Consider the following 19468-nt stretch of genomic DNA (forward strand, 5'->3'; position numbering starts at 1 on the left):
CATGACCAAACAATGGGAAGTCGTGATCGGTCTGGAGACCCACACGCAGTTGTCGACGCATTCGAAAATCTTCTCGGGCACCGCGACCCAATTCGGCGCCGCGCCGAACACGCAGGCCAACCCCGTCGATCTGGCCCTGCCGGGCACGCTGCCGGTGATGAACCGCGGCGCGGTCGAACGCGCCATTCAGTTCGGCCTCGCGATCGGCGCAACGGTGGCGCCGCGCAGCATCTTCGCGCGCAAGAATTATTTCTACCCCGACCTGCCGAAGGGCTACCAGATCAGCCAGTACGAAATTCCCGTCGTGCAGGGCGGTCAGGTGACGATCCAGGTGCCGGCCAATGAAAAGGCGGGCAAGGAAGCGTACGAGAAAACCGTCAACCTGACGCGCGCCCACCTCGAGGAAGACGCGGGCAAATCGCTGCACGAAGACTTCGCGGGCATGACCGGCATCGACCTGAATCGCGCCGGCACGCCGCTGCTCGAAATCGTCACCGAGCCGGAAATGCGCAGCGCGGCCGAGGCCGTTGCCTACGCGAAGTCGCTGCACACGCTCGTCGTGTGGCTCGGCATCTGCGACGGCAACATGCAGGAAGGCTCGTTCCGCTGCGACGCGAACGTGTCGGTGCGTCCGGTCGGCCAGAAGGAATTCGGCACGCGCACCGAGACCAAGAACCTGAACTCGTTCCGCTTCCTCGAAGAAGCGATCCAGTACGAAGTGCGTCGCCAGATCGAACTGATCGAAGACGGCGGCACGGTGGTGCAGGAAACGCGTCTGTACGATCCGGACAAGCGCGAGACGCGTTCGATGCGCAGCAAGGAAGACGCGCATGACTATCGCTATTTCCCCGACCCCGACCTGATGCCGCTCATGATCGACGCCGCGTGGGTCGAGCGCGTGAAGAGCGAGATGCCGGAACTGCCGGAAGCGATCCAGCGGCGCTTCGTGTCGCAGTACGGACTCACGCCGTACGACGCGAACGTGCTGACCTCGAGCAAGGCGACGGCCGCTTACTACGAAGCGGTGGTCGCCAAGTTCGGTGCGGCCAACGCGAAGGTCGCGGCGAACTGGGTGATGGGTGAAGTGTCGTCGCAGCTCAATCGCGAAGGCCTCGACATTGCCGCGTGCCCGGTCTCGGCCGCGCAGCTGGCGCTGGTTCTGCAACGTATTGCCGACGGTACGATCTCGAACAAGATCGCGAAGGAAATCTTCCTCGCGATCTGGGAAGAGAAGGCCACCGACGAAGCCGCCGCCGATCGCATCATCGAGGCGAAAGGCCTGAAGCAGATTTCGGACACCGGCGCGCTCGAAGCGATCATCGACGAAGTGCTCGCCGCGAACCAGAAGTCGGTCGACGAATATCGCGCCGGCAAGGAAAAGGCGTTCAACGCGCTGATCGGCCAGGCGATGAAAGCAACCAAGGGTAAGGCCAACCCTGCTCAGGTCAATGAATTGCTCAAGAAGAAGTTGTCCTGAGTTGAAGTGCCGCGGGCCGGGCGTGATCGCGCCCGTGTCACCACGGGCCGTTGCCGGATCGAAGCAGGGCAACGGCCCGTTTTATTTTGCGGACCCGCTTCAGCCGGTTAAGCGTAGGTAAGCGTAGACCTTGGAGTGTATGCATGACAAAGCAACCCGATCTCGACAATTTCCGCGTGCCGTATTTCGACGACGGCAAGAAAAAAAACCACTTCTCGCTCGACCATTTCGATCCGAAGGCGAAGCCGTTTTCGAGCGGCTCGAAAGACGCGGACCGCGCGCGTCTGTCGGAAGTAGGCCTGCTGCTCGACAACCTGCAGGAGCGGCTGCACGCGCAGCGCAAGCGCCGCGTTCTGCTAGTGCTGCAAGGTATGGACACGAGCGGCAAGGACGGCACGATCCGCGCGGTATTTCACGAAGTCGACCCGCTCGGCTTGCGCATCGTGCCGTTCAAGGCGCCGACGCCTGTCGAACTCGCGCACGACTTCCTGTGGCGCGTGCATTCGCAGGCACCCGCGGCCGGCGAGCTGACGATCTTCAACCGCAGTCACTACGAAGACCTGCTCGTGCCGACCGTGCTGGGCGCGCTCGACGCCGCGGCGTTCCAGCAGCGGTGCCGCCACATCCGTCAGTTCGAGGAGATGCTCGCCGACAGCGGCGCGACGATTCTCAAGTGCATGCTGCACATTTCAAGGGACGAGCAGCGTGTGCGTTTGCAGGAGCGCATCGACGATCCGCTGAAGCACTGGAAATTCGACGTGTCGGATCTCGAAGCGCGCAAGCAGTGGGACGCGTATCAGTCCGCGTATCGCGACACACTGGCCGCGACGTCGACGGAATACGCGCCGTGGTACGTGATTCCGGCCGAGTCGAAGACGCATCGCAACGTGATGGTCGCCGAACTGCTGCTGCGCACGCTCGACGCGCTGAAGCTCGAATATCCGCCGGCCAAGGAATCGCTGAAGGGCGTCAAGGTCGAGTGAACGCGGCCTTGCCCCTTGGCTTCAGAAACGAATCGAACAAAAGAGGAAAGACATGTTGCGTGTGATTACCGCCAACCTCAACGGCATCCGCTCGGCGGCGAAGAAGGGCTTTTTCGACTGGTTCGGCGAACAGGGCGCCGACGTGCTTTGCGTGCAGGAAATCAAATGCTCGCAAGACGACATGACGCCGGAGTTCATGGCGCCGCACGATTTCACCGGCTATTTCCAGCATGCGGTAAAAAAGGGTTATAGCGGCGCGGGCGTCTATACGCGTCATGAGCCGGACGAAGTGGTCATCGGCTTCGGCAGCGAGGAGTTCGACCCGGAAGGGCGCTATGTCGAGCTGCGTTTCGGCAAGCTGTCGGTGGTCTCGGTGTATGTGCCGTCGGGGTCGAGCGGTGACGAGCGCCAGCAGGCCAAGTTCCGTTTCATGGACGAGTTCATGCCGCATCTCGCCGAACTGGCGAAGGAGCGCGAGGTGATCGTGTGCGGCGACGTGAACATCGTGCACAAGGAAATCGACATCAAGAACTGGAAGAGTAACCAGAAGAATTCGGGCTGCCTGCCCGAAGAGCGCGCATGGCTCGACAAACTGTTCGACGAAGTCGGTTATGTGGACGTGTTCCGCACGCTCGACCAGCGGCCCGAGCAGTACACGTGGTGGAGCAATCGCGGTCAGGCGTATGCGAAGAACGTCGGGTGGCGGATCGATTACCAGATCGCGACGCCGGGCGTCGCAAGCAAGGCGAAGCGCACCGACGTGTTCCGCGACATCAAGTTCAGCGACCATGCGCCGCTGACCGTCGACTACGACCATAAGGTCAAAAAGTAAGCCCACCGGCCGCGACGCGTGCAGCGCCGTGGCCCGCCGGCAGTCGTAGAACCGGGGTATCAGTCGCGCGCAGGCTTGCGGGTCGGCCGACCGATGCCTGCATAATCGGGCAACTCGTCGACGCTCTTGCCGATTGCCTTCGCGTACAGCGGCAGCATGTCCGGCAGCCGCTTGATGATGTCGTCGCGGCGCGCCGGCGTGTACGGGTGCACGTAGATGAAGCCCTGGCCGCGACTGCCGCGCGTCGCCTGCGCGAGCTTATCCCACAGCGTGACCGCCGCGCGCGGATCGAAGCCGGCGCGCGACGCGATATCGCTGCCAATCACGTCGGCTTCGGTTTCGTCGGTGCTCTCGTACTTCATTTCCAGCAGACGCGAACCGATGCCGAGCGGCGCCATGCCCAGATCGGCGAGGCCGAACAGTTGCGGAATCGTGCCGGACGAATCGAGCTGGCTCGCCTGCAACTGACCGAGCCGCATGCGCGCGTGCTCGCGCAACGCATGCGCTATCTCATGGCCGATCAGCATGCCGACCTCGTTGTCGTTCAGGCGGACGCGATCGAGAATCCCGCTATAGACGACGATCTTGCCGCCCGGCAGGCAGTACATGCGGATGTCGTTCGAGCGCACCACCGCGACTTCCCACTTCCAGAGCTTGGCTCGCTCGTTCCATTTCAACGAGTACGGAATCATCCGGTCGATGATCGAGCGCACGCGCGTCACGCGCGCGTCCGTCTCGCCGTACAGGCGGTTCGCGTGGCTGGCGCCGTAGACGATCTGGTTGAACTCCTCGGCGGCCTGCGCCTCGAGCATCGACGACGGGATCAGGTTGCGGAACACCATGTAGCCGCCGTAGCGCAGTTGCGGGCTCACGTAGTAGGGCGGCGGGACGGCCGCGGGGGCCGATGCCGCGGCGGGCGCTTTGGCGGTGGCGGGGGCGTGCGCGGGCTGCGGCGCGGAGCCGGAAGTAGCGGCGCCCGGAGCGCTACCGCTAGCGCTGGGCGTGCCCGGGGCACCGGCGTTGGCACCGGTGCTGTTATCCGCGCCAGGTTTGGCACCGCCGGCGCTGTTGTTGCCGCTGTTGCCGCTGTTGCCGCCTGCAGCCGAAGTCGTGTTGTCCGCGGCGCTGGCGCCGCTGGTCGCGGACCTGGCCGCAGGCATCGGGGCCGGGTTGGGCGTCGCACCGCTGGTGGTCGCGGCGGCGGCTGCCGGCGCGGGCGCTTGCGCGCCGCTCACCGGGCTGGCGCCAATCGCCGGCGTGCCGGCCGCATAGGCGCCCGCCGGCATCGCCAGCGCGACGCTCGCGCAACCGAGGACGCTTACGGCGCTGAGTGCGGTGCGGCGCGCGCGGGTCGGAATCGGTACCTTCACGACCGGTCCCTCCACGGCGCGATGCGCACCAGCAGCAGCATGCCGGGCACCGCGAGCGCGGTGCAGAGGATGAAGTAGTCGAACCAGCCCATCCGCGCGACCACATAGCCGCTCGCCGCCGACGCGAGCGTGCGCGGCACCGACGCGAGGCTCGTGAACAGCGCGAACTGCGTCGCGGTGTAGCGCGGATCGGTGGTGCTCGCGATATACGCGGTGAACGCGGCCATCGTGAGACCGGTGGCGAAGGTCTCGAAGCCGTACACGAGCGCGAGCGCGACCGAGCGTGGATCGAGCTGCACGCTCCAGTCGATGCCGACGAACGACAGCAGCTTCGTCGTCCCCTGGCTCAGTGCGACGGCAATGTTGTAAATCGCGGCAAGTCCGGGCGAGTCCGGGCCGAGATGCGCGAGCCACGCGAAGCCGAGCGTCGACACCATCTGCAGCAAACCGAAGATCCACAAGCCGCGGCCGATGCCGATCTTCATCAGCCAGATCCCGCCGACGATGCCGCCCGCGAGACTCGCGCCGAACGCCGTGGTCTTGGCGATCACGCCGATCTGCGTGCGCGAAAAGCCGATGTCGAGGAAGAACGACGTGGACAGCGTGGTCGCCATCGTATCGCCGAGCTTGTACAGGAAGATGAAGCCGAGCACGAAAAGGGCAGTGCGCCAGCCGTCGCGCTGAATGAATTCCCTGAACGGCTCGACGATCGCCTCGCGCAGATTCTTCGGCGGCTCGCCGTGCACCTCGGGCTCGCGCACGACCAGCGTCATCAGAACGCCCGGCAGCATGAACGCGGCCGTCACGATGAAGACGGTGCTCCACGGCAGATGATCGGACAAAATCAGCGCGAGCGAACCTGGCACGAGCGCCGCGATCTTGTACGCGTTCACGTGCACCGCGTTGCCGAGGCCCTGCTGCGTGTCGCTGAGCAATTCACGCCGGTACGCGTCGATCACGATGTCGGAGCTCGCGCCGAAGAACGCGACCAGAGCGGTCAGCGCGGCGACGGTCCAGATCGATTCGCGTGGCGACACGAAACCGAGCGTCGCCATCGCGCCGGCCACGAGCAATTGCGTGACGAGCATCCAGCCGCGCCGTCTGCCGGGCCGCCAGGCGGGCACGCGCGGTACGTAGCGGTCCATCAGCGGTGCCCAGACGAATTTCCAGGTGTACGGAAACTGGATCAGCGCGAAGAGGCCGATTTCCTTCAGATTGACGCCTTCCGAGCGCAGCCACGCCTGCACGAGGTAGACGAGCGTAAACAGCGGCAATCCCGACGTGAAGCCGAGAAAGACGCAAATCAGCATGCGCGTATTCAAAAACGCGCGCCAGCCGGGATGTTCTTCGTGAGCGGTAAGTGCGGGCGCCTCGTGCGGCGGGTTCGACATGTGGATAAGTGACGTTAGCTTTTCTTGACGCGATAGACCGCAAGACTACCACGCCAGTTCACGCCCCAACGCACCACCTGTCCGTCATGCAGCACGACGCGATCGAGAATCTCGATGCCGACTTCGGGCGCGAGGGCTTCGAAGTCCTTGATCGTCAGCACACGCACGTTCGGCGTGTTGTGCCATTGATAAGGCAGCGACTTCGACACCGGCATACGCCCCTGCAACACCGACAGCCGATGCGCCCAATAGCCGAAATTCGGAAACGACACGATGCATTGCTTGCCGACGCGCACCGTCTCGCGCAGGATCGCCGCGGTCTGATGAATCGTCTGCAGCGTCTGCGACAGCACCGCGAAATCGAAGCTGCCGTCTTCGAACAGGCGCAGGCCGTCTTCGAGATTCTGCTGGATCACGTTGACGCCCTTCTGCGTCGCGGCGAGCACGCCGGCGTCGTTGATCTCGATGCCGTAGCCCTGCACGTCCAGTTCTTCGTTCAGCAGCGACAGCAACGAGCCGTCCGCGCAGCCGAGATCGAGCACGGTCGCGCGCGGTTCGACCCAGCGGGCGATCGCGCGGAAGTCCGGGCGCAATGCCAGGTAATCAAGTGCTCGCTGGTTCATGCGTTGACCTCGTTTGCAATGCGTTCGTAGTAGGCGCGCAGCAGGTTGTGATAGCGCGCATCGTCGAGCAGGAAGGCATCGTGGCCGTGCGGCGCGTCGATCTCCGCATAGGTGACCGTGCGCTTGTGGTCGAGCAGCGCCTTCACCAGTTCGCGCGAGCGTGCCGGCGCGAAACGCCAGTCGGTCGAGAAGCTCGCGATCAGATACTTCGCGGTGGTGTGCGCTAGCGCGGCGGTCAGATCGCCGTCGAAGGCCTTGGCCGGATCGAAGTAGTCGAGCGCGCGCGTGATCAGCAGGTAGGTGTTCGCGTCGAAGTAGTCGGCGAACTTGTCGCCCTGATAGCGCAGATACGATTCCACTTCGAATTCGACGTCGAAGCTGAAGTTGTAGTCATCGAGCGCGCCTTCCGCGCGACGCAGCGAGCGGCCGAATTTTTCGGCCATGTCGTCGTCCGACAGATACGTGATGTGGCCGATCATTCGCGCGACGCGCAGGCCGCGCTTCGGTTTCACGCCGTGCGCGTAGTAGTTGCCGCCGTGGAAGTCGGGGTCTGACAGGATCGCCGAGCGTGCGACCTCGTTGAACGCGATGTTCTGCGCGGACAGTTTCGGCGTCGATGCGACCACGATGCAATGCGCGACCCGCTCCGGATACATCATGCTCCACGCGAGCGCCTGCATGCCGCCGAGACTGCCGCCCATCACGGCGGCGAAGCGCGTGATGGCCAAGGCGTCGGCGACGCGCGCCTGAGCGTTGACCCAGTCTTCGACGGTGACGACCGGAAAGGTCGCGCCATACGGCTTGCCGGTCGCGGGGTCGATGCTCATCGGCCCGGTCGAGCCGAAGCACGAGCCGAGGTTGTTCACGCCGATCACGAAAAACCTGTCGGTATCGAGCGGCTTGCCCGGGCCGACCATGTTGTCCCACCAGCCGATGTCTTTCGGATCGTCGGCGTACACGCCCGCCACGTGATGCGATGCGTTCAGCGCGTGGCACACGAGCACCGCATTGCTGCGCGCGGCATTGAGCGTGCCGTAGGTCTCGACCATCAGGTCGTAGCCTGCGAGCGAGCTGCCGTTGCGCAATGGCAGCGGCTCGGTGAAATGCATTTTTTGGGGAGCGACGATGCCGATGGATTCCATTCATTCCGCCATTGAGTCAACAGGGCGGCTAAACGGCGTCGGCGAAGCACGAAGAGAAGGACGGTGTGCGCAGCTGACGACCTCTTTAGCCGCATTTATAGTGAACCGCGGGCCTGGGGCCAAGGGTTCGCGCGCCCGCAATCGAGTCAGCAAATCGGCGCGTGAAAGGGTGTGAAACCGGGTGCAACGTGTATCGGGATGCCTTGGCGCGGTCCGTTATGCATCGGAAGGCCGCGGCAACATCAGGCGCAAAGTATAGCGGAAAATTCCGCGCGGCAGCGGCACGGGCGATGCCGCGCGAAGGGGGCGAGTCCTCGCGGACTACTGAAGAATCAGCAGCAGTTGCTCGTCCGCGTGTTCGGCGGGCGGCCGCGCGAAACCGCTGCGCACATAGCGATGCCAGCGGCCGATCACGTAGCTCACCACCAGGCTCGCGCGAATGGCGGGATCGTAGCCGGCAGGCAACGCAGTGGATTGCGGTGCGGTCTGCGGGCCGGCGTTGCCTGTGACGTCGTTATCCGCACGGGCAAGCGCTTCGGACTGCGCGAGCCGCAAGCACTGCTTCAGCGATGCCTCGATCCGTTCGAGCATCCGGTTCACGCGCTCGGTGAGTCGCTCGTGCTCGCCGATCAGCGCCTCGCAGGTCAGCACGCGCGTCATGCCGGGATTTTTCGCGGGAAAGTTGAGCAGCATCAGCGCGATCGCGCGCGCCTGCAGCACGCCGTTGTTTTCGTGATTGGTGATCTGGTTGATGAGGCCGAACAGCGTCTGCTCGATGAACTCGATCAGCCCTTCGAACATCTGCGCCTTGCTGGCGAAATGGCGATACAGCGCGGCTTCCGACACACCGAGCCGGGCGGCGAGCGCGGCCGTGGTGACCTTCTCGCGCTTCGGCGCCTCGAGCATGCTGGCAAGCGTCTGCAGGATGTGCACGCGACGCTCGCCCGGCTTCGGACGCGGCGAGCGTGTGGCGGCCGGCGCCGCGGCGGGGGAGGCTGCGGCTGAGGTTTCGTCAGGCTTGTCGATCGGCTGCATGGCTGTGGTCCCCCGGCTGATATCGTTGGCGGCTTTCGTCCCTACTGTCCCGGCTTGCGTCCCTTCCATCGAACCGAGCGCGTGCCCAGTCGTAGCGATTTTAGCGAACGAATGCTGCGGTCGACATAATGCGGCCGGCCGGTGCCCGGCAGGCGCGTCGGTACACCGTCCGCGTGCGGCTTGCGCGGCAGGTGCCCGGTGATCCACACGGTGCGGATGCCGAGCCGTCGATAGTTTTTCAGGTGCGAACGCGTGTCCTCGACGAGGATCGCGTCTTTCAGCGACACGTGCGCATCGCGCATCGCGCGGCGCAGCATCGCGTGATCCGGCTTCGCGCGCCATTGGCGGCGATCGCGCATGTGCTCGATCGCGATCACGCGCTCGAATAGCCGCTCGATGCGCAACTCGGCGAGCACCGCGCGCGCGTAGGTTTCGGGCGCGTTGGTCAGCACGATCTTGCGGCCCGGCAGCGCCGCGATCAGACGCGCGACGCCGCGCTCGTGACGGATCATCGAGCAGAGGTCGGGGAACGTGTGCACGACCTTCAGGAAGTCGTGCGCGTCGAGCGGATGGTGGCGCGTGAGACCGAGCAGTGCTGCGCCGTAGCGCAGCGTGTAGCCGGTGCGCAGACGGTTGGCTTCGTCGATGTCGACTTGCAGCGCGTCGATGATGTACTGGGTCATGCCGCGATTGATCGCGGGGAAAATGGCATGTGACGCGCGGTGCAGCGTGTTGTCGAGATCGAACAGCCAGACGGGCTTGCCGCCTGCGAGGTCAGGACGGCGGCGCCGCGAAGTGTGGGTGCGCATGGTGAACTTCTTCAGCCGCTGACGGGCGTTTCATGCTGCGGATGCGCAGAGATTGCCGCATCAACGCTCGGGGGCGCGCATGGACTGCCGGCCGCGAGGTGGGGCACAGGCGTCGCGCCGCTCGGACGCAACCCCTGTGCCGGGGATGCCGCAACGATCAATGCGAGCGGATCATCGTGCCGAACGGCTGTTCGGTCAGAATTTCGAGCAGCACCGAGTGCTCGATGCGGCCGTCGATGATGTGCACCGAGCGCACGCCGCTCTTCGCCGCATCGAGCGCAGACGAGATCTTCGGCAGCATGCCGCCGGAGATCGTGCCGTCTTCGAACAGACCGTCGATTTCGCGCGCCGACAGGTCGGTCAGCAGATTGCCTTCCTTGTCCATCACGCCGGGGATGTTGGTCATCATGACGAGCTTTTCGGCGTTCAGCACGACCGCCAGCTTGCCCGCGACGAGATCCGCGTTGATGTTGTACGACAGGCCGTCTTCGCCGAAGCCGATCGGCGAGATGACCGGAATGAACGCGTCGTCCTGCAACGCCTTCACGACCGCCGGGTTGATCGACTCGACTTCGCCGACCTGGCCGATGTCGACGTACTGGCCCGGAGTTTCGCGATCCGGCATCAGCATCTTGCGCGCGTGGATCAGGCCGCCATCCTTGCCGGTCAGGCCGACCGCGTGGCCGCCGAAGTGGTTGATCAGCATCACGATGTCCTGCTGCACCTCGCCCCCGAGCACCCATTCGACGACTTCCATCGTCTCTTCGTCGGTGACGCGCATGCCCTGGATGAACGTGCCCTGTTTGCCGATTTTCTTAAGCGCCTGGTCGATTTGCGGACCGCCGCCGTGCACGATGACCGGGTTGATGCCGACCAGCTTCAGCAGAATCACGTCGCGCGCGAAGCCCTGCTTCAGACGCTCTTCGGTCATGGCGTTGCCGCCGTATTTGATGACCACGGTCTTACCGTGATACTGACGGATGTAAGGCAGCGCCTCGGCCAGAATTTCGGCTTTCAGGGTGGGCGCAATCTGCGAGAGGTCGGGAAGCTCGGACATGGCGGCAGGCTCGGGCACGGAACAGTTGAAACAGCGCGAATTGTACAGGACTGGCGCGCTGCAACAGGGTTTTCGGCCGCGGCGCGAGCGACGGGCGGTGCAGGCTTGGCGTACCGCACCATGACGCGCCGCGGGGGTGGCGAACAGCAAGCGTAACGCACTTGCGTGACGGCTGTGCATTGGCCGAACGGACGACTGCACCTGAGCGTGTCAGTCATGGCATCATGGCTTGATCAATGTCCCCGGCCCTGAGCGCCGATCTGCGATGAAATCGTCTTCCCCCCGCTCCGAACGCAGCGCACGCTGTCCGCGCTGCGGCAATGCTTTCGACTGCGGCATGCAGACTGAGCCGTCCAACTGCTGGTGCCGCGCGCTGCCGCCGCTACCGGTCGAGCGGTTAAAGCCAGGCGGCCGGTGTCTATGCCCGGAGTGTCTGGCCGCGGAGATTGCACAGGCGACACACGAGGCGAGTGAGCATGAGCGGCCGTGATGGTCGGATTTGCCCCGGGGCCGATCAGAAACCGCCGACGCGCGGCGATGCTGCGCCACCCGCGCCCGCAGATCGCGCACAATCGCTTCCAGCGCCGGCTCCCATTCGCCGAACCGCGGCTGCCGATCCGCGACGATCGCGTCGGCGTGCCGGCTGGCCATCCGCAGCGTGTAGCCGGCGCGGAATTGTGCGACGGCGTTTCCCGGGTCGAGTGGGGCAATAATGGCGGGCGTCGTCGAGCGGGTGCAGTTTGGCCGCGGCGGCGAAGCAACGGGCTTCATCTGCCGCGGCGCCACTGGCTCGGGCCGCGGCGGCGTAACGGGTAGACTAGGGTCATGCACCGTATAACCAACACCGGCCGCGTCAATCTCGGTCATCTGTTCTGGCTGCGCAGCCTCGCGATCATCGGTCAGCTGCTGACGATCGCGTTCGTGCAGATCTTCATCGGCGCCAATCTGCCGTTGCCCGCGATGCTGCTCGTGATCGGGCTCGAAGTGCTGTTCAACGCGCTCACGTGGTGGCGCGTGTCGCAGCAGCGTCCCGAGTCCAACCTCGAGCTGTTCGGGCAGATCTGGGTCGATCTCGGGGCGTTGTCGGCGCTGCTGTTCCTGTCCGGCGGCACCACCAACCCGTTCGTGTCGCTGTACCTGCCATCGCTTGCGATCGCGGCGGCCGTGCTGCCGTGGTATCTGATGGCCTGGCTCGCGGCGTTCGCGGTCGCCTGCTACGCGATGCTCAGTTTCGATTCCGTGCCGCTCAATCTCGAGAATCCCGCCAACCTGTTCGACTACTACCGCTCGGGCATGTGGGTCAACTTCATGGTCAGCGTGGGGCTGATTGCGTGGTTCGTCGCGCGCATGTCCCGAGCGCTGCGGCTACGTGACGCAGCGCTTGGAGAAGCGCAGCAGCGCTTGCTCCACGACGAACGGGCGGTCGCGCTCGGCGTGCAGGCGGCCACCGTGGCCCACGAAATCGGCACCCCTCTGTCTACAATCGCGATGTTGTCCGAAGAATTGCGCGACGCGGCGCGGACCGACGCGGGACTCGCCCCCTACCGCGCCGATCTCGAGCTGCTCGAGCAGCAGATGATGTTGTGCACGTCGGCGCTCGCGCGGTTGCGCAGCCGCGCAACGACCACGACGAACCGCCAGCCGGTCGACGAATGGCTCGAATCATTTGCCGGGCAATGGCGCCTGCGCCATCCTCACGTGAAGTTCGAGCGGCTTGGCACACCGCCCGCCGATGTCGGTCTCAACGACACGGTGGCCGTCAGCCAGATACTGACGATCCTGCTCGACAACGCCGCGCGCGCGAGCCGCGATCACGTGACGCTGTCCTGCGTGCTCGCGCCACGCGGCGACCAGATCGTGTTCGAAGTGTGCGACCGCGGTCCGGGCATTCCGGCCGCGCTGCGCGGCTCGCTCGGCGCGATGCCGGTGGAGAGCACGCAGGGCGGTCACGGCGTCGGCCTGTATCTGGCGTTTTCGGCGGCGGCGCGTCTGAAGGGATCGATCGAGCTGACCGACGCCAACGGCGGACGGCCGCGCGGCACGCGTGCGGTGCTGCGACTACCGCTCGCCGCGCGCAAGATTTCCGGAGCGAGCCCACATGGCGCCGCGCCATCCAACACGGAGAAACAGGCATGAGCGAGAAGAATTTTCTGGTGATCGACGACGACGAAGTGTTCTCCGGCATCCTCGCGCGCGGCTTGACGCGGCGCGGCTACACGGTGACCGAAGCACACAACGCGGACGAGGCGATCCGGCTCGCGAATCAGCAGAAGTTCAGCGAGATCACCGTGGACCTGCATCTCGGCAACGACTCCGGCCTGACGCTCGTCGCGCCGTTACGCGATCTGCAGCCCGATGCGCGCATGCTCGTGCTGACCGGCTACGCGAGCATCGCCACCGCGGTGCAGGCGGTCAAGGACGGCGCCGACAACTATCTCGCAAAGCCCGCCAACGTCGAGACGATCCTGTCGGCGCTGCAAAGCGAGGCGAGCGCGTTGCAGGCCGAGGAGGCGATCGAGCATCCGCAGCCGCTGTCGGTGGCGCGGCTCGAATGGGAGCATATCCAGCGTGTGCTCGCAGAACACAACGGCAATATCTCGGCGACCGCGCGCGCGTTGAACATGCATCGGCGCACGTTGCAGCGCAAGTTGGCGAAGCGGCCGGTGAAGCAGTAGGCGGCGATCTTCTGGCGCGGCGTTGGCTGTTCGAGGCCCCGCCGCGGGAAGGGCGGTACAAAACAAAACGGGCTGCCTATGCGAAGGCAGCCCGTTTTTCATGCATCAGCGCTTCGCGCTGCCACCGCGCATGTCAAAGCACGTAGCGCGACAGATCCTCGTCTTCGGCGATTTCGTTCAACGCGCTATCGACATACGCCGCGTCGATCTGCACTGCATGGCCCGAATGATTGCCGGCCGAGAACGACACTTCTTCGAGCAGTTTTTCAATCACCGTATAAAGACGCCGCGCGCCGATGTTCTCGGTCTTCTCGTTGACCGAGTACGCGATCTCGGCGAGACGGCGGATGCCGTCGTCGGCGAATTCGAGGTGCACGTCTTCGGTCGCGAGCAGGGCCTGGTATTGCTTGACGAGGCTCGCGTCCGTCGACACGAGGATCGATTCGAAGTCGTTGACCGACAGCGAATCGAGCTCGACGCGAATCGGGAAGCGTCCCTGCAGCTCGGGAATCAGATCGCTCGGCTTCGCGAGATGAAACGCGCCGCTCGCGATGAACAGGATGTGATCGGTCTTCACCATGCCGTACTTGGTGTTGATCGTCGTGCCTTCGACGAGCGGCAGCAGATCCCGCTGGACACCCTGACGGGACACTTCACCGCCGCCCGCTTCGTTGCGCGACGCGATCTTGTCGATTTCGTCGAGGAACACGATGCCGTTCTGCTCGACGTTCTGCACCGCCTTGCTCTTCACCTCTTCGTCGTTCAGCATCTTGCCGGCTTCTTCGTCGGTGAGCACCTTCAGCGCTTCCTTGACCTTCATCTTGCGGCGCATCTTCTTGCCGCCGCCGATGTTGGCGAACATCGAGCGGATCTGCTCGGTCATGTCTTCCATGCCCGGCGGCCCCATGATGTCCATGCCGACCTGCGGCTGCTCGACGTCGAGCTCGATTTCCTTGTCGTCGAGCTGGCCTTCGCGCAGGCGCTTGCGGAACGTTTGACGCGTCGTGCTGCCTTCATCGGCGGTATCGGTCGAGCTCGAGCTCGAACCGAAGCCGACCGGCCGTGCGGTTGGCAGCAGGATGTCGAGGATGCGGTCTTCGGCCAGATCGCCGGCCTTGGTCCGCACTTTGCGCATTTCGGTTTCGCGGGTCTGCTTGACCGAAATTTCGATCAGGTCGCGCACGATACTGTCGACGTCGCGGCCCACGTAGCCGACTTCGGTGAATTTGGTCGCTTCGATCTTGATGAACGGCGCGTCCGCGAGCTTCGCGAGACGCCGCGCGATTTCGGTCTTGCCGACGCCGGTCGGTCCGATCATCAGGATGTTCTTCGGCGTGATTTCCTGGCGCAGCGGTTCGTCGACCTGCTGACGGCGCCAGCGGTTGCGCAGCGCGACCGCCACGGCCTTCTTCGCGCGGCCTTGGCCGATGATGTGTTTGTCGAGTTCGGAGACGATCTCGGCGGGGGTCATGGTGCTCATCGATGGGTCCTTACTCGATCGTCTCAATGACGCGGTTATGGTTCGTGTAAATGCACATGTCGCCGGCGATTTCCAGCGACTTCTCCACGATGTCGCGCGGCGACAGCTCGGTGTTGTCGGCAAGCGCCTTCGCGGCCGCCTGCGCGTACGCACCGCCCGAGCCGATCGCACAGATGCCGCCTTCGGGATCGAGCACGTCGCCGTTGCCGGTGATGACGAGCGTGGTGGTCGCGTCCGCGGCGATCAGCATCGCCTCGAGACGACGCAGCATGCGGTCGGTGCGCCAGTCTTTCGCGAGCTCCACGGCCGCGCGCGTCAGATTGCCCTGATGTTTTTCCAGCTTCGCCTCGAAGCGGTCGAGCAGCGAGAAGGCATCCGCCGTGCCGCCGGCGAAGCCGACCAGCACCTTGCCGTTGTAGATGCGCCGGACCTTCTTCGCGCCGCCTTTCATGACGATGTTGCCGAGCGTGACCTGGCCGTCGCCGCCGAGCGCCACCTTGTTGCCGCGGCGCACGGAAACGATCGTCGTGCCGTGAAATTGCTCCATATGCGTTCCTCTTTGCAAAACGGGTAGGACGCGGCAGCGCCGTGCGCTACCGCATGAATCCAGTCAGCGGACGGCGCGCCCGCTGGCGCGCTCGTGAGCGCATGTCCGGTCTATTTTAGGGCGCGCGCGGTCATATCAAGATCCGCCGGAAGGCATAGGACGAAAAACTGAAAATCCGCTCAGGGAGCCTGAGAAACGAGGCGGGAAGGGACGGCGGGGCGGGACGGATGGCGGAGCATGCGCGGATGTCGCGCAAAAAGAAAAGGCGCACGGTTCACCGTGCGCCTCTCGACGAAGCAGCGTTTTCAGGGCGCTAAGCCGAAGCCGCGCCGCAGATAATCAGTCGCCGAACAGCTTCTGGCGCAGTTCGCGGCGCTCCTGGGCTTCGAGCGACAGCGTAGCCGTGGGCCGCGCGAGCAGACGCGGAATGCCGATCGGCTCGCCGGTTTCCTCGCACCAGCCATAGTCGCCCGCCTCGATTCGCGCGATCGATTGCTGCACCTTCTTCAGCAGCTTGCGTTCGCGGTCGCGCGTGCGCAGTTCGAGCGCATGCTCTTCCTCGATCGTGGCGCGATCGGCCGGGTCCGGCACGATGACCGTTTCGCGCAGGTTCTCGGTCGTCTGGCCGGCATTGCGGAGAATGTCCGCCTGCAACTGTTCGAGCCTGTTCTTGAAGAAGGCGAGCTGATCCGCATTCATGTAATCCTTGTCGCTCATCTTCAGGATTTCGGCTTCGGTCAAGAGTCGTTTCGTCGTCATCTGGCTTACTTCTTCAATGTGAGGCAAAACTCATAGGGCCCGCACTTTCGTATTGCCCGCAAACGCGTCGCGCGGACGCGCAGCGCAGGGTGGCCACGAACGTTGGACTGTCGTGACGCCGAAGCGCCTGGCGCCCACACACCGGGCGTTGCTAGCTACGCCGCTGCGGGGCCGAACTCCTCTGGAAACCGATTCACACATGCTCCTGAGGCATCGCTCGCCGACGAGCGCGTGCCCTTTCAGGCCATGCCCGCCGGCGTTTTCGGCGTGTCTCCGGACAAGATTTTCCGGCGCCGTTTCAGGCCCGTCGCGGGATACGCGCGACCGGGCAATTCGTTGTCATTCTCCAGTGGGCACGTATTGTAACTGAATCACAATACGGCACCGCAACTGCTGAAAGCCGGCCTGCGGCGCTGCGATATCCCGAAAATATAACGCGCAGAAAGCCAAAAAGCGATGGTCGTGCGCGCTTTAATACAGCAGGGTTTTCACGCGTTTTTCATATGGCCTGGATTCGAAAGGCCTCGGCGCCGCGGCGTCGCAGTTTCAGCAGAGGATTCACGCCCGCGCAGTCGGCGGCGGGCGTCTCACCGCACTAGAAGTAGCACGGCGCATGCCGCGCTGCGCGCGGCGTGTCGTGGGCTTGCTCCGAGGCTTGCTTGCGCGACGGCGCTGCGCCCGCTCAGGCGAGGCAGGCGTCGAGACCGTCGGTGATCAGATCGCGCGGCAGTTCGATGCCGATGAACACCATCTTGTTGGTCTTCTTCTCGGCCGGTTGCCATTTCGCGGCGAGGTCGCTGCCCATCATTTGATGCACGCCCTGGAACACGACCTTGCGATCGACGCCCTTCATGTACAGCACGCCCTTGTAGCGCAGCAGGTGCTCGCCATAGATCTGCAGGATGCCGCCGAGGAAGTCTTCGAGCTTGTTCGGATCGAACGGACGATCGCTGCGGTACACGAACGACTTGATCTTGTCGTCGTGATGCGCATGGTGGTGATGTCCGTGATCATGGCCTTCGTGATCGCAATGGCCATGGTCGTGATCGCAATTGGCGTGATCGTGGTCATGGTCGCCTTGCGTGTGGCCGTGCTCGTCGTGCGCGTGCGCGTGGCTATGCGCGTGTTCGTCTTCACTCAGGAAGTCCGGATCGATTTCGAGCTTCGAGTTCAGGTTGAAGCCGCGCAGATCGAAAATTTCCTTGATGTCCGCCTCGCCGAAATTGACGACCTTGATCGCCGCCTTCGGGTTCATGTGCAGCAGACGGTGGCGCAGATCGCCCACGTGCCGCTCGTCGACCAGATCGGCCTTCGTGATGAACAGCCGGTCCGCGAAACCGACCTGGCGCTGCACCACTTCGTGCTCGTCGAGCTGATGGTTCGCATGCTTCGCGTCGACCAGCGTGATGATCGCGTCGAGCAGGAATTCGCTCGCGATCTGGTCGTCCATGAAGAAGGTTTGCGCGACCGGGCCCGGATTCGCGAGGCCGGTGGTTTCGATCACGACGCGGTCGAAGTCCACTTCGCCCGCCTGCTTCTTCGCGGCCAGATCGTTGAGCACGCGCGACAGGTCGCCGCGAATCGTGCAGCAGATGCAGCCGTTGCTCATCTGGATGATCTGCTCGCTCGTGTCCTGCACGAGGATCTCGTTGTCGATGTTCTCTTCGCCGAACTCGTTCTCGATGACGGCGATCTTCATGCCGTGCTTTTCGTTCAGGATGCGCTTGAGCAGGGTGGTTTTGCCGCTGCCGAGAAAGCCGGTCAGGATGGTGACTGGAATCATGTGGGTCGCCTGTAAGTCGTGAAACGGTGCGTGATCGGACGCTAGCGCGCAAGGCTAGCCAGATGCGTTAGGCGGGCCGCCGCAGCCAGATGGCGCGAGCCCCGTCCAGCCGGTCATTGAAACATATTTGCCAGGCGGGCGCAGGGGCGGCCGCGCTGCGGCCGGCTGATGGCCGCCTGCGCGGAGGCGGGCCGCTGCCGCTGCTGCCGCCGCCGCGCGCAATCACCGGGAAAATAAGGGCGATCAGGCGATTTGCAACAGCAGCCCCTTCAGATACTCGCCTTCGGGGAACGCAGTGAGCAGCGGATGATCGACGCCCGCGCCAAGGCGCTTCAGGATGCGTGCGTCGACGCGTGCGTCGGCGGCCGCGCCCGACACGATCTTCTGGAACAGCTCGGGATCGATCGCGCCCGAGCACGAGTACGTGAACAGCAAACCGCCCGGGCGCAGCAGCTTCAGGCCCGTCAGATTGATGTCCTTGTACGCGCGCGAGGCGCGGTCCACGTGCTCGCGCGATGGCGCGAATTTCGGCGGATCGAGCACGATCAGGTCGAAGCGTTCGCCTTCGTCGTAGAGGCGCCGCAATGTCTTGAACGCGTCGGCGTCGAGCCAGGTCGCGCGGTCGGCGTCGAAGCCGTTGGCCGCGACGTTCTGCTGCGCGAGCGCGAGCGCTTCACCCGACGAATCGACCGACACCACGCGCTTTGCGCCACCCCTGAGCGCCGCGAGCGAAAAGCCGCCGGTGTAGCAGAAGCAGTTCAGCACGTCGCGATCTTTCGCGAACTGCTGCACGAGCAGGCGGTTATCGCGCTGGTCGACATAGAAGCCGGTCTTGTGGCCGTTGCGCACGTCGACGTGATAGCGCACGCCGTTTTCGCTCGCGATCAGCTTCTCGGAAGGCGGCTCGCCCGCGAGCACGCCGGTGATCTGCTCGAGCCCTTCCTTCTGACGGATCGACACGTCCGAGCGCTCGTAGACGTTCGGGCAGCCGGTCGCGCCGACCAGCGCCGCGACGATCGCGTCCTTCCACGCTTCGACGCCGGCCGCCATGAACTGACAGACGATCTGGCTGCGCTGATCCGCGTCCTCGGCGACGTAGTAATCGACGATCAGGCCCGGCAGACCGTCCGCCTCGCCGAAGATCAGCCGCACGGCGCCGGTGTCGCGCACCATCGCCTGACGATGCGCGAACGCGCGCTGCACGCGGCGCTTGAAGAACGCGTGATCGATCGGCTCGGCTTCGTCGAAGCTCCAGACGCGCGCGCGGATCTGCGAGTGCGGGCTGTAGGCGGCGCGGGCGAGAAAGCGGCCATCGTGCGCGCGCACGAGCACGGTCGCGCCGGGCGCGGGGCGGCCGTCGACGTGCTCGATCGCATTGGCATAAACCCACGGATGGCGGCGCAGCAGCGATTTTTCTTTCGACGGTTTGAGCGTAACGGTATTCATCAGGTGTAGGTAAAGTGCAAGCGAAGGCGGCGCGTCGTGGCGCGCGGCGTCAGTCGCGT

At 64.4% G+C, this 19468-nt stretch carries 18 protein-coding genes; 6 read left to right on the forward strand and 12 right to left on the reverse strand.

Annotated elements, in window-relative coordinates; translation table 11 throughout:
- Position 1: 1 nt before the first annotated feature.
- The 3 genes from gatB to OKW26_RS34510 all read left to right on the forward strand — a co-directional run bounded on the left by gatB (position 2) and on the right by OKW26_RS34510 (position 3292).
- Positions 2-1477 carry an Asp-tRNA(Asn)/Glu-tRNA(Gln) amidotransferase subunit GatB gene (gene gatB, locus OKW26_RS34500; protein WP_429356415.1) on the forward strand — a complete coding sequence of 492 codons (1476 nt, stop codon included), beginning with the start codon at positions 2-4 and terminating at the stop codon, positions 1475-1477.
- Between the two features lie 143 nt (positions 1478-1620).
- On the forward strand, positions 1621-2460 hold the full coding sequence (locus OKW26_RS34505; protein ID WP_429356416.1) for a PPK2 family polyphosphate kinase: 840 nt from the start codon (positions 1621-1623) through the stop codon (positions 2458-2460).
- Positions 2461-2512: 52 nt separating this feature from the next.
- Positions 2513-3292, forward strand: coding sequence for an exodeoxyribonuclease III (locus OKW26_RS34510; RefSeq protein ID WP_429356417.1), 780 nt, complete (start codon positions 2513-2515; stop codon positions 3290-3292).
- 59 nt (positions 3293-3351) lie between these two features.
- Here the strand turns inward: OKW26_RS34510 and OKW26_RS34515 are convergent, their stop codons facing one another.
- The 7 genes from OKW26_RS34515 to argB form a co-directional block, all read right to left on the reverse strand.
- Positions 3352-4662, reverse strand: coding sequence for a M48 family metallopeptidase (locus tag OKW26_RS34515; RefSeq protein WP_429356418.1), 1311 nt, complete (start codon positions 4660-4662; stop codon positions 3352-3354).
- Positions 4659-6053: an AmpG family muropeptide MFS transporter gene (locus tag OKW26_RS34520; RefSeq protein ID WP_184060896.1), complete on the reverse strand. Its 1395-nt coding sequence runs from the start codon at positions 6051-6053 to the stop codon at positions 4659-4661. Before OKW26_RS34520 ends, OKW26_RS34515 begins: the two co-directional genes overlap by 4 nt.
- Before the next feature lie 14 nt (positions 6054-6067).
- The gene (gene metW / locus OKW26_RS34525) at positions 6068-6676 is read right to left on the reverse strand and encodes a methionine biosynthesis protein MetW (RefSeq protein WP_090802214.1); all 609 of its coding nucleotides are present in this window, start codon (positions 6674-6676) and stop codon (positions 6068-6070) included.
- Positions 6673-7818: a homoserine O-succinyltransferase MetX gene (gene metX, locus OKW26_RS34530; RefSeq protein ID WP_184060895.1), complete on the reverse strand. Its 1146-nt coding sequence runs from the start codon at positions 7816-7818 to the stop codon at positions 6673-6675. The genes metW and metX overlap by 4 nt, the downstream gene beginning before the upstream one ends.
- 321 nt (positions 7819-8139) lie before the next feature.
- Positions 8140-8853 (reverse strand): nucleoid occlusion factor SlmA, encoded by a 714-nt coding sequence (gene slmA / locus OKW26_RS34535; RefSeq protein ID WP_429356419.1) that lies wholly within the window; start codon positions 8851-8853, stop codon positions 8140-8142.
- A gap of 41 nt (positions 8854-8894) precedes the next feature.
- Positions 8895-9662, reverse strand: coding sequence for a pyrimidine 5'-nucleotidase (locus tag OKW26_RS34540; protein WP_429356420.1), 768 nt, complete (start codon positions 9660-9662; stop codon positions 8895-8897).
- 157 nt (positions 9663-9819) lie between these two features.
- Positions 9820-10719: an acetylglutamate kinase gene (argB, locus tag OKW26_RS34545; RefSeq protein ID WP_018419098.1), complete on the reverse strand. Its 900-nt coding sequence runs from the start codon at positions 10717-10719 to the stop codon at positions 9820-9822.
- Positions 10720-10984: 265 nt separating this feature from the next.
- Between argB and OKW26_RS34550 the strand changes: the two genes are divergently transcribed.
- The 3 genes from OKW26_RS34550 (at position 10985) to OKW26_RS34560 (ending at position 13394) form a co-directional block, all read left to right on the forward strand.
- Positions 10985-11209, forward strand: a complete 225-nt coding sequence (locus tag OKW26_RS34550; protein WP_090802208.1) for a cysteine-rich CWC family protein — start codon at positions 10985-10987, stop codon at positions 11207-11209.
- A 335-nt stretch (positions 11210-11544) separates the two neighbouring features.
- Positions 11545-12855, forward strand: coding sequence for an ATP-binding protein (locus OKW26_RS34555; protein ID WP_429356421.1), 1311 nt, complete (start codon positions 11545-11547; stop codon positions 12853-12855).
- Entirely contained in the window at positions 12852-13394 is a 543-nt protein-coding gene (locus OKW26_RS34560; protein WP_184025882.1) for a response regulator transcription factor, read from the forward strand. The genes OKW26_RS34555 and OKW26_RS34560 overlap by 4 nt, the downstream gene beginning before the upstream one ends.
- A 133-nt stretch (positions 13395-13527) precedes the next feature.
- On the opposite strand, the gene hslU is transcribed toward OKW26_RS34560, so the two are convergent.
- From hslU to OKW26_RS34585, 5 genes are all read right to left on the reverse strand, one after another.
- Positions 13528-14874 (reverse strand): ATP-dependent protease ATPase subunit HslU, encoded by a 1347-nt coding sequence (gene hslU, locus OKW26_RS34565; RefSeq protein ID WP_090802203.1) that lies wholly within the window; start codon positions 14872-14874, stop codon positions 13528-13530.
- 10 nt (positions 14875-14884) lie between these two features.
- On the reverse strand, positions 14885-15421 hold the full coding sequence (gene hslV / locus OKW26_RS34570; protein ID WP_184051150.1) for an ATP-dependent protease subunit HslV: 537 nt from the start codon (positions 15419-15421) through the stop codon (positions 14885-14887).
- A 339-nt stretch (positions 15422-15760) separates the two neighbouring features.
- Positions 15761-16180: an RNA polymerase-binding protein DksA gene (gene dksA / locus OKW26_RS34575; RefSeq protein WP_090802202.1), complete on the reverse strand. Its 420-nt coding sequence runs from the start codon at positions 16178-16180 to the stop codon at positions 15761-15763.
- Positions 16181-16862: 682 nt separating this feature from the next.
- On the reverse strand, positions 16863-17963 hold the full coding sequence (locus OKW26_RS34580) for a CobW family GTP-binding protein (protein WP_184060889.1): 1101 nt from the start codon (positions 17961-17963) through the stop codon (positions 16863-16865).
- A 243-nt stretch (positions 17964-18206) separates the two neighbouring features.
- Complete coding sequence (locus OKW26_RS34585; RefSeq protein ID WP_090802199.1) at positions 18207-19409, reverse strand: class I SAM-dependent rRNA methyltransferase; 1203 nt, start codon at positions 19407-19409, stop codon at positions 18207-18209.
- Positions 19410-19468: the final 59 nt, after the last annotated feature.

The sequence above is a fragment of the Paraburkholderia sp. 32 genome (genome assembly GCF_050435345.1).
Classification (GTDB): Bacteria; Pseudomonadota; Gammaproteobacteria; order Burkholderiales; family Burkholderiaceae; genus Paraburkholderia; species Paraburkholderia tuberum.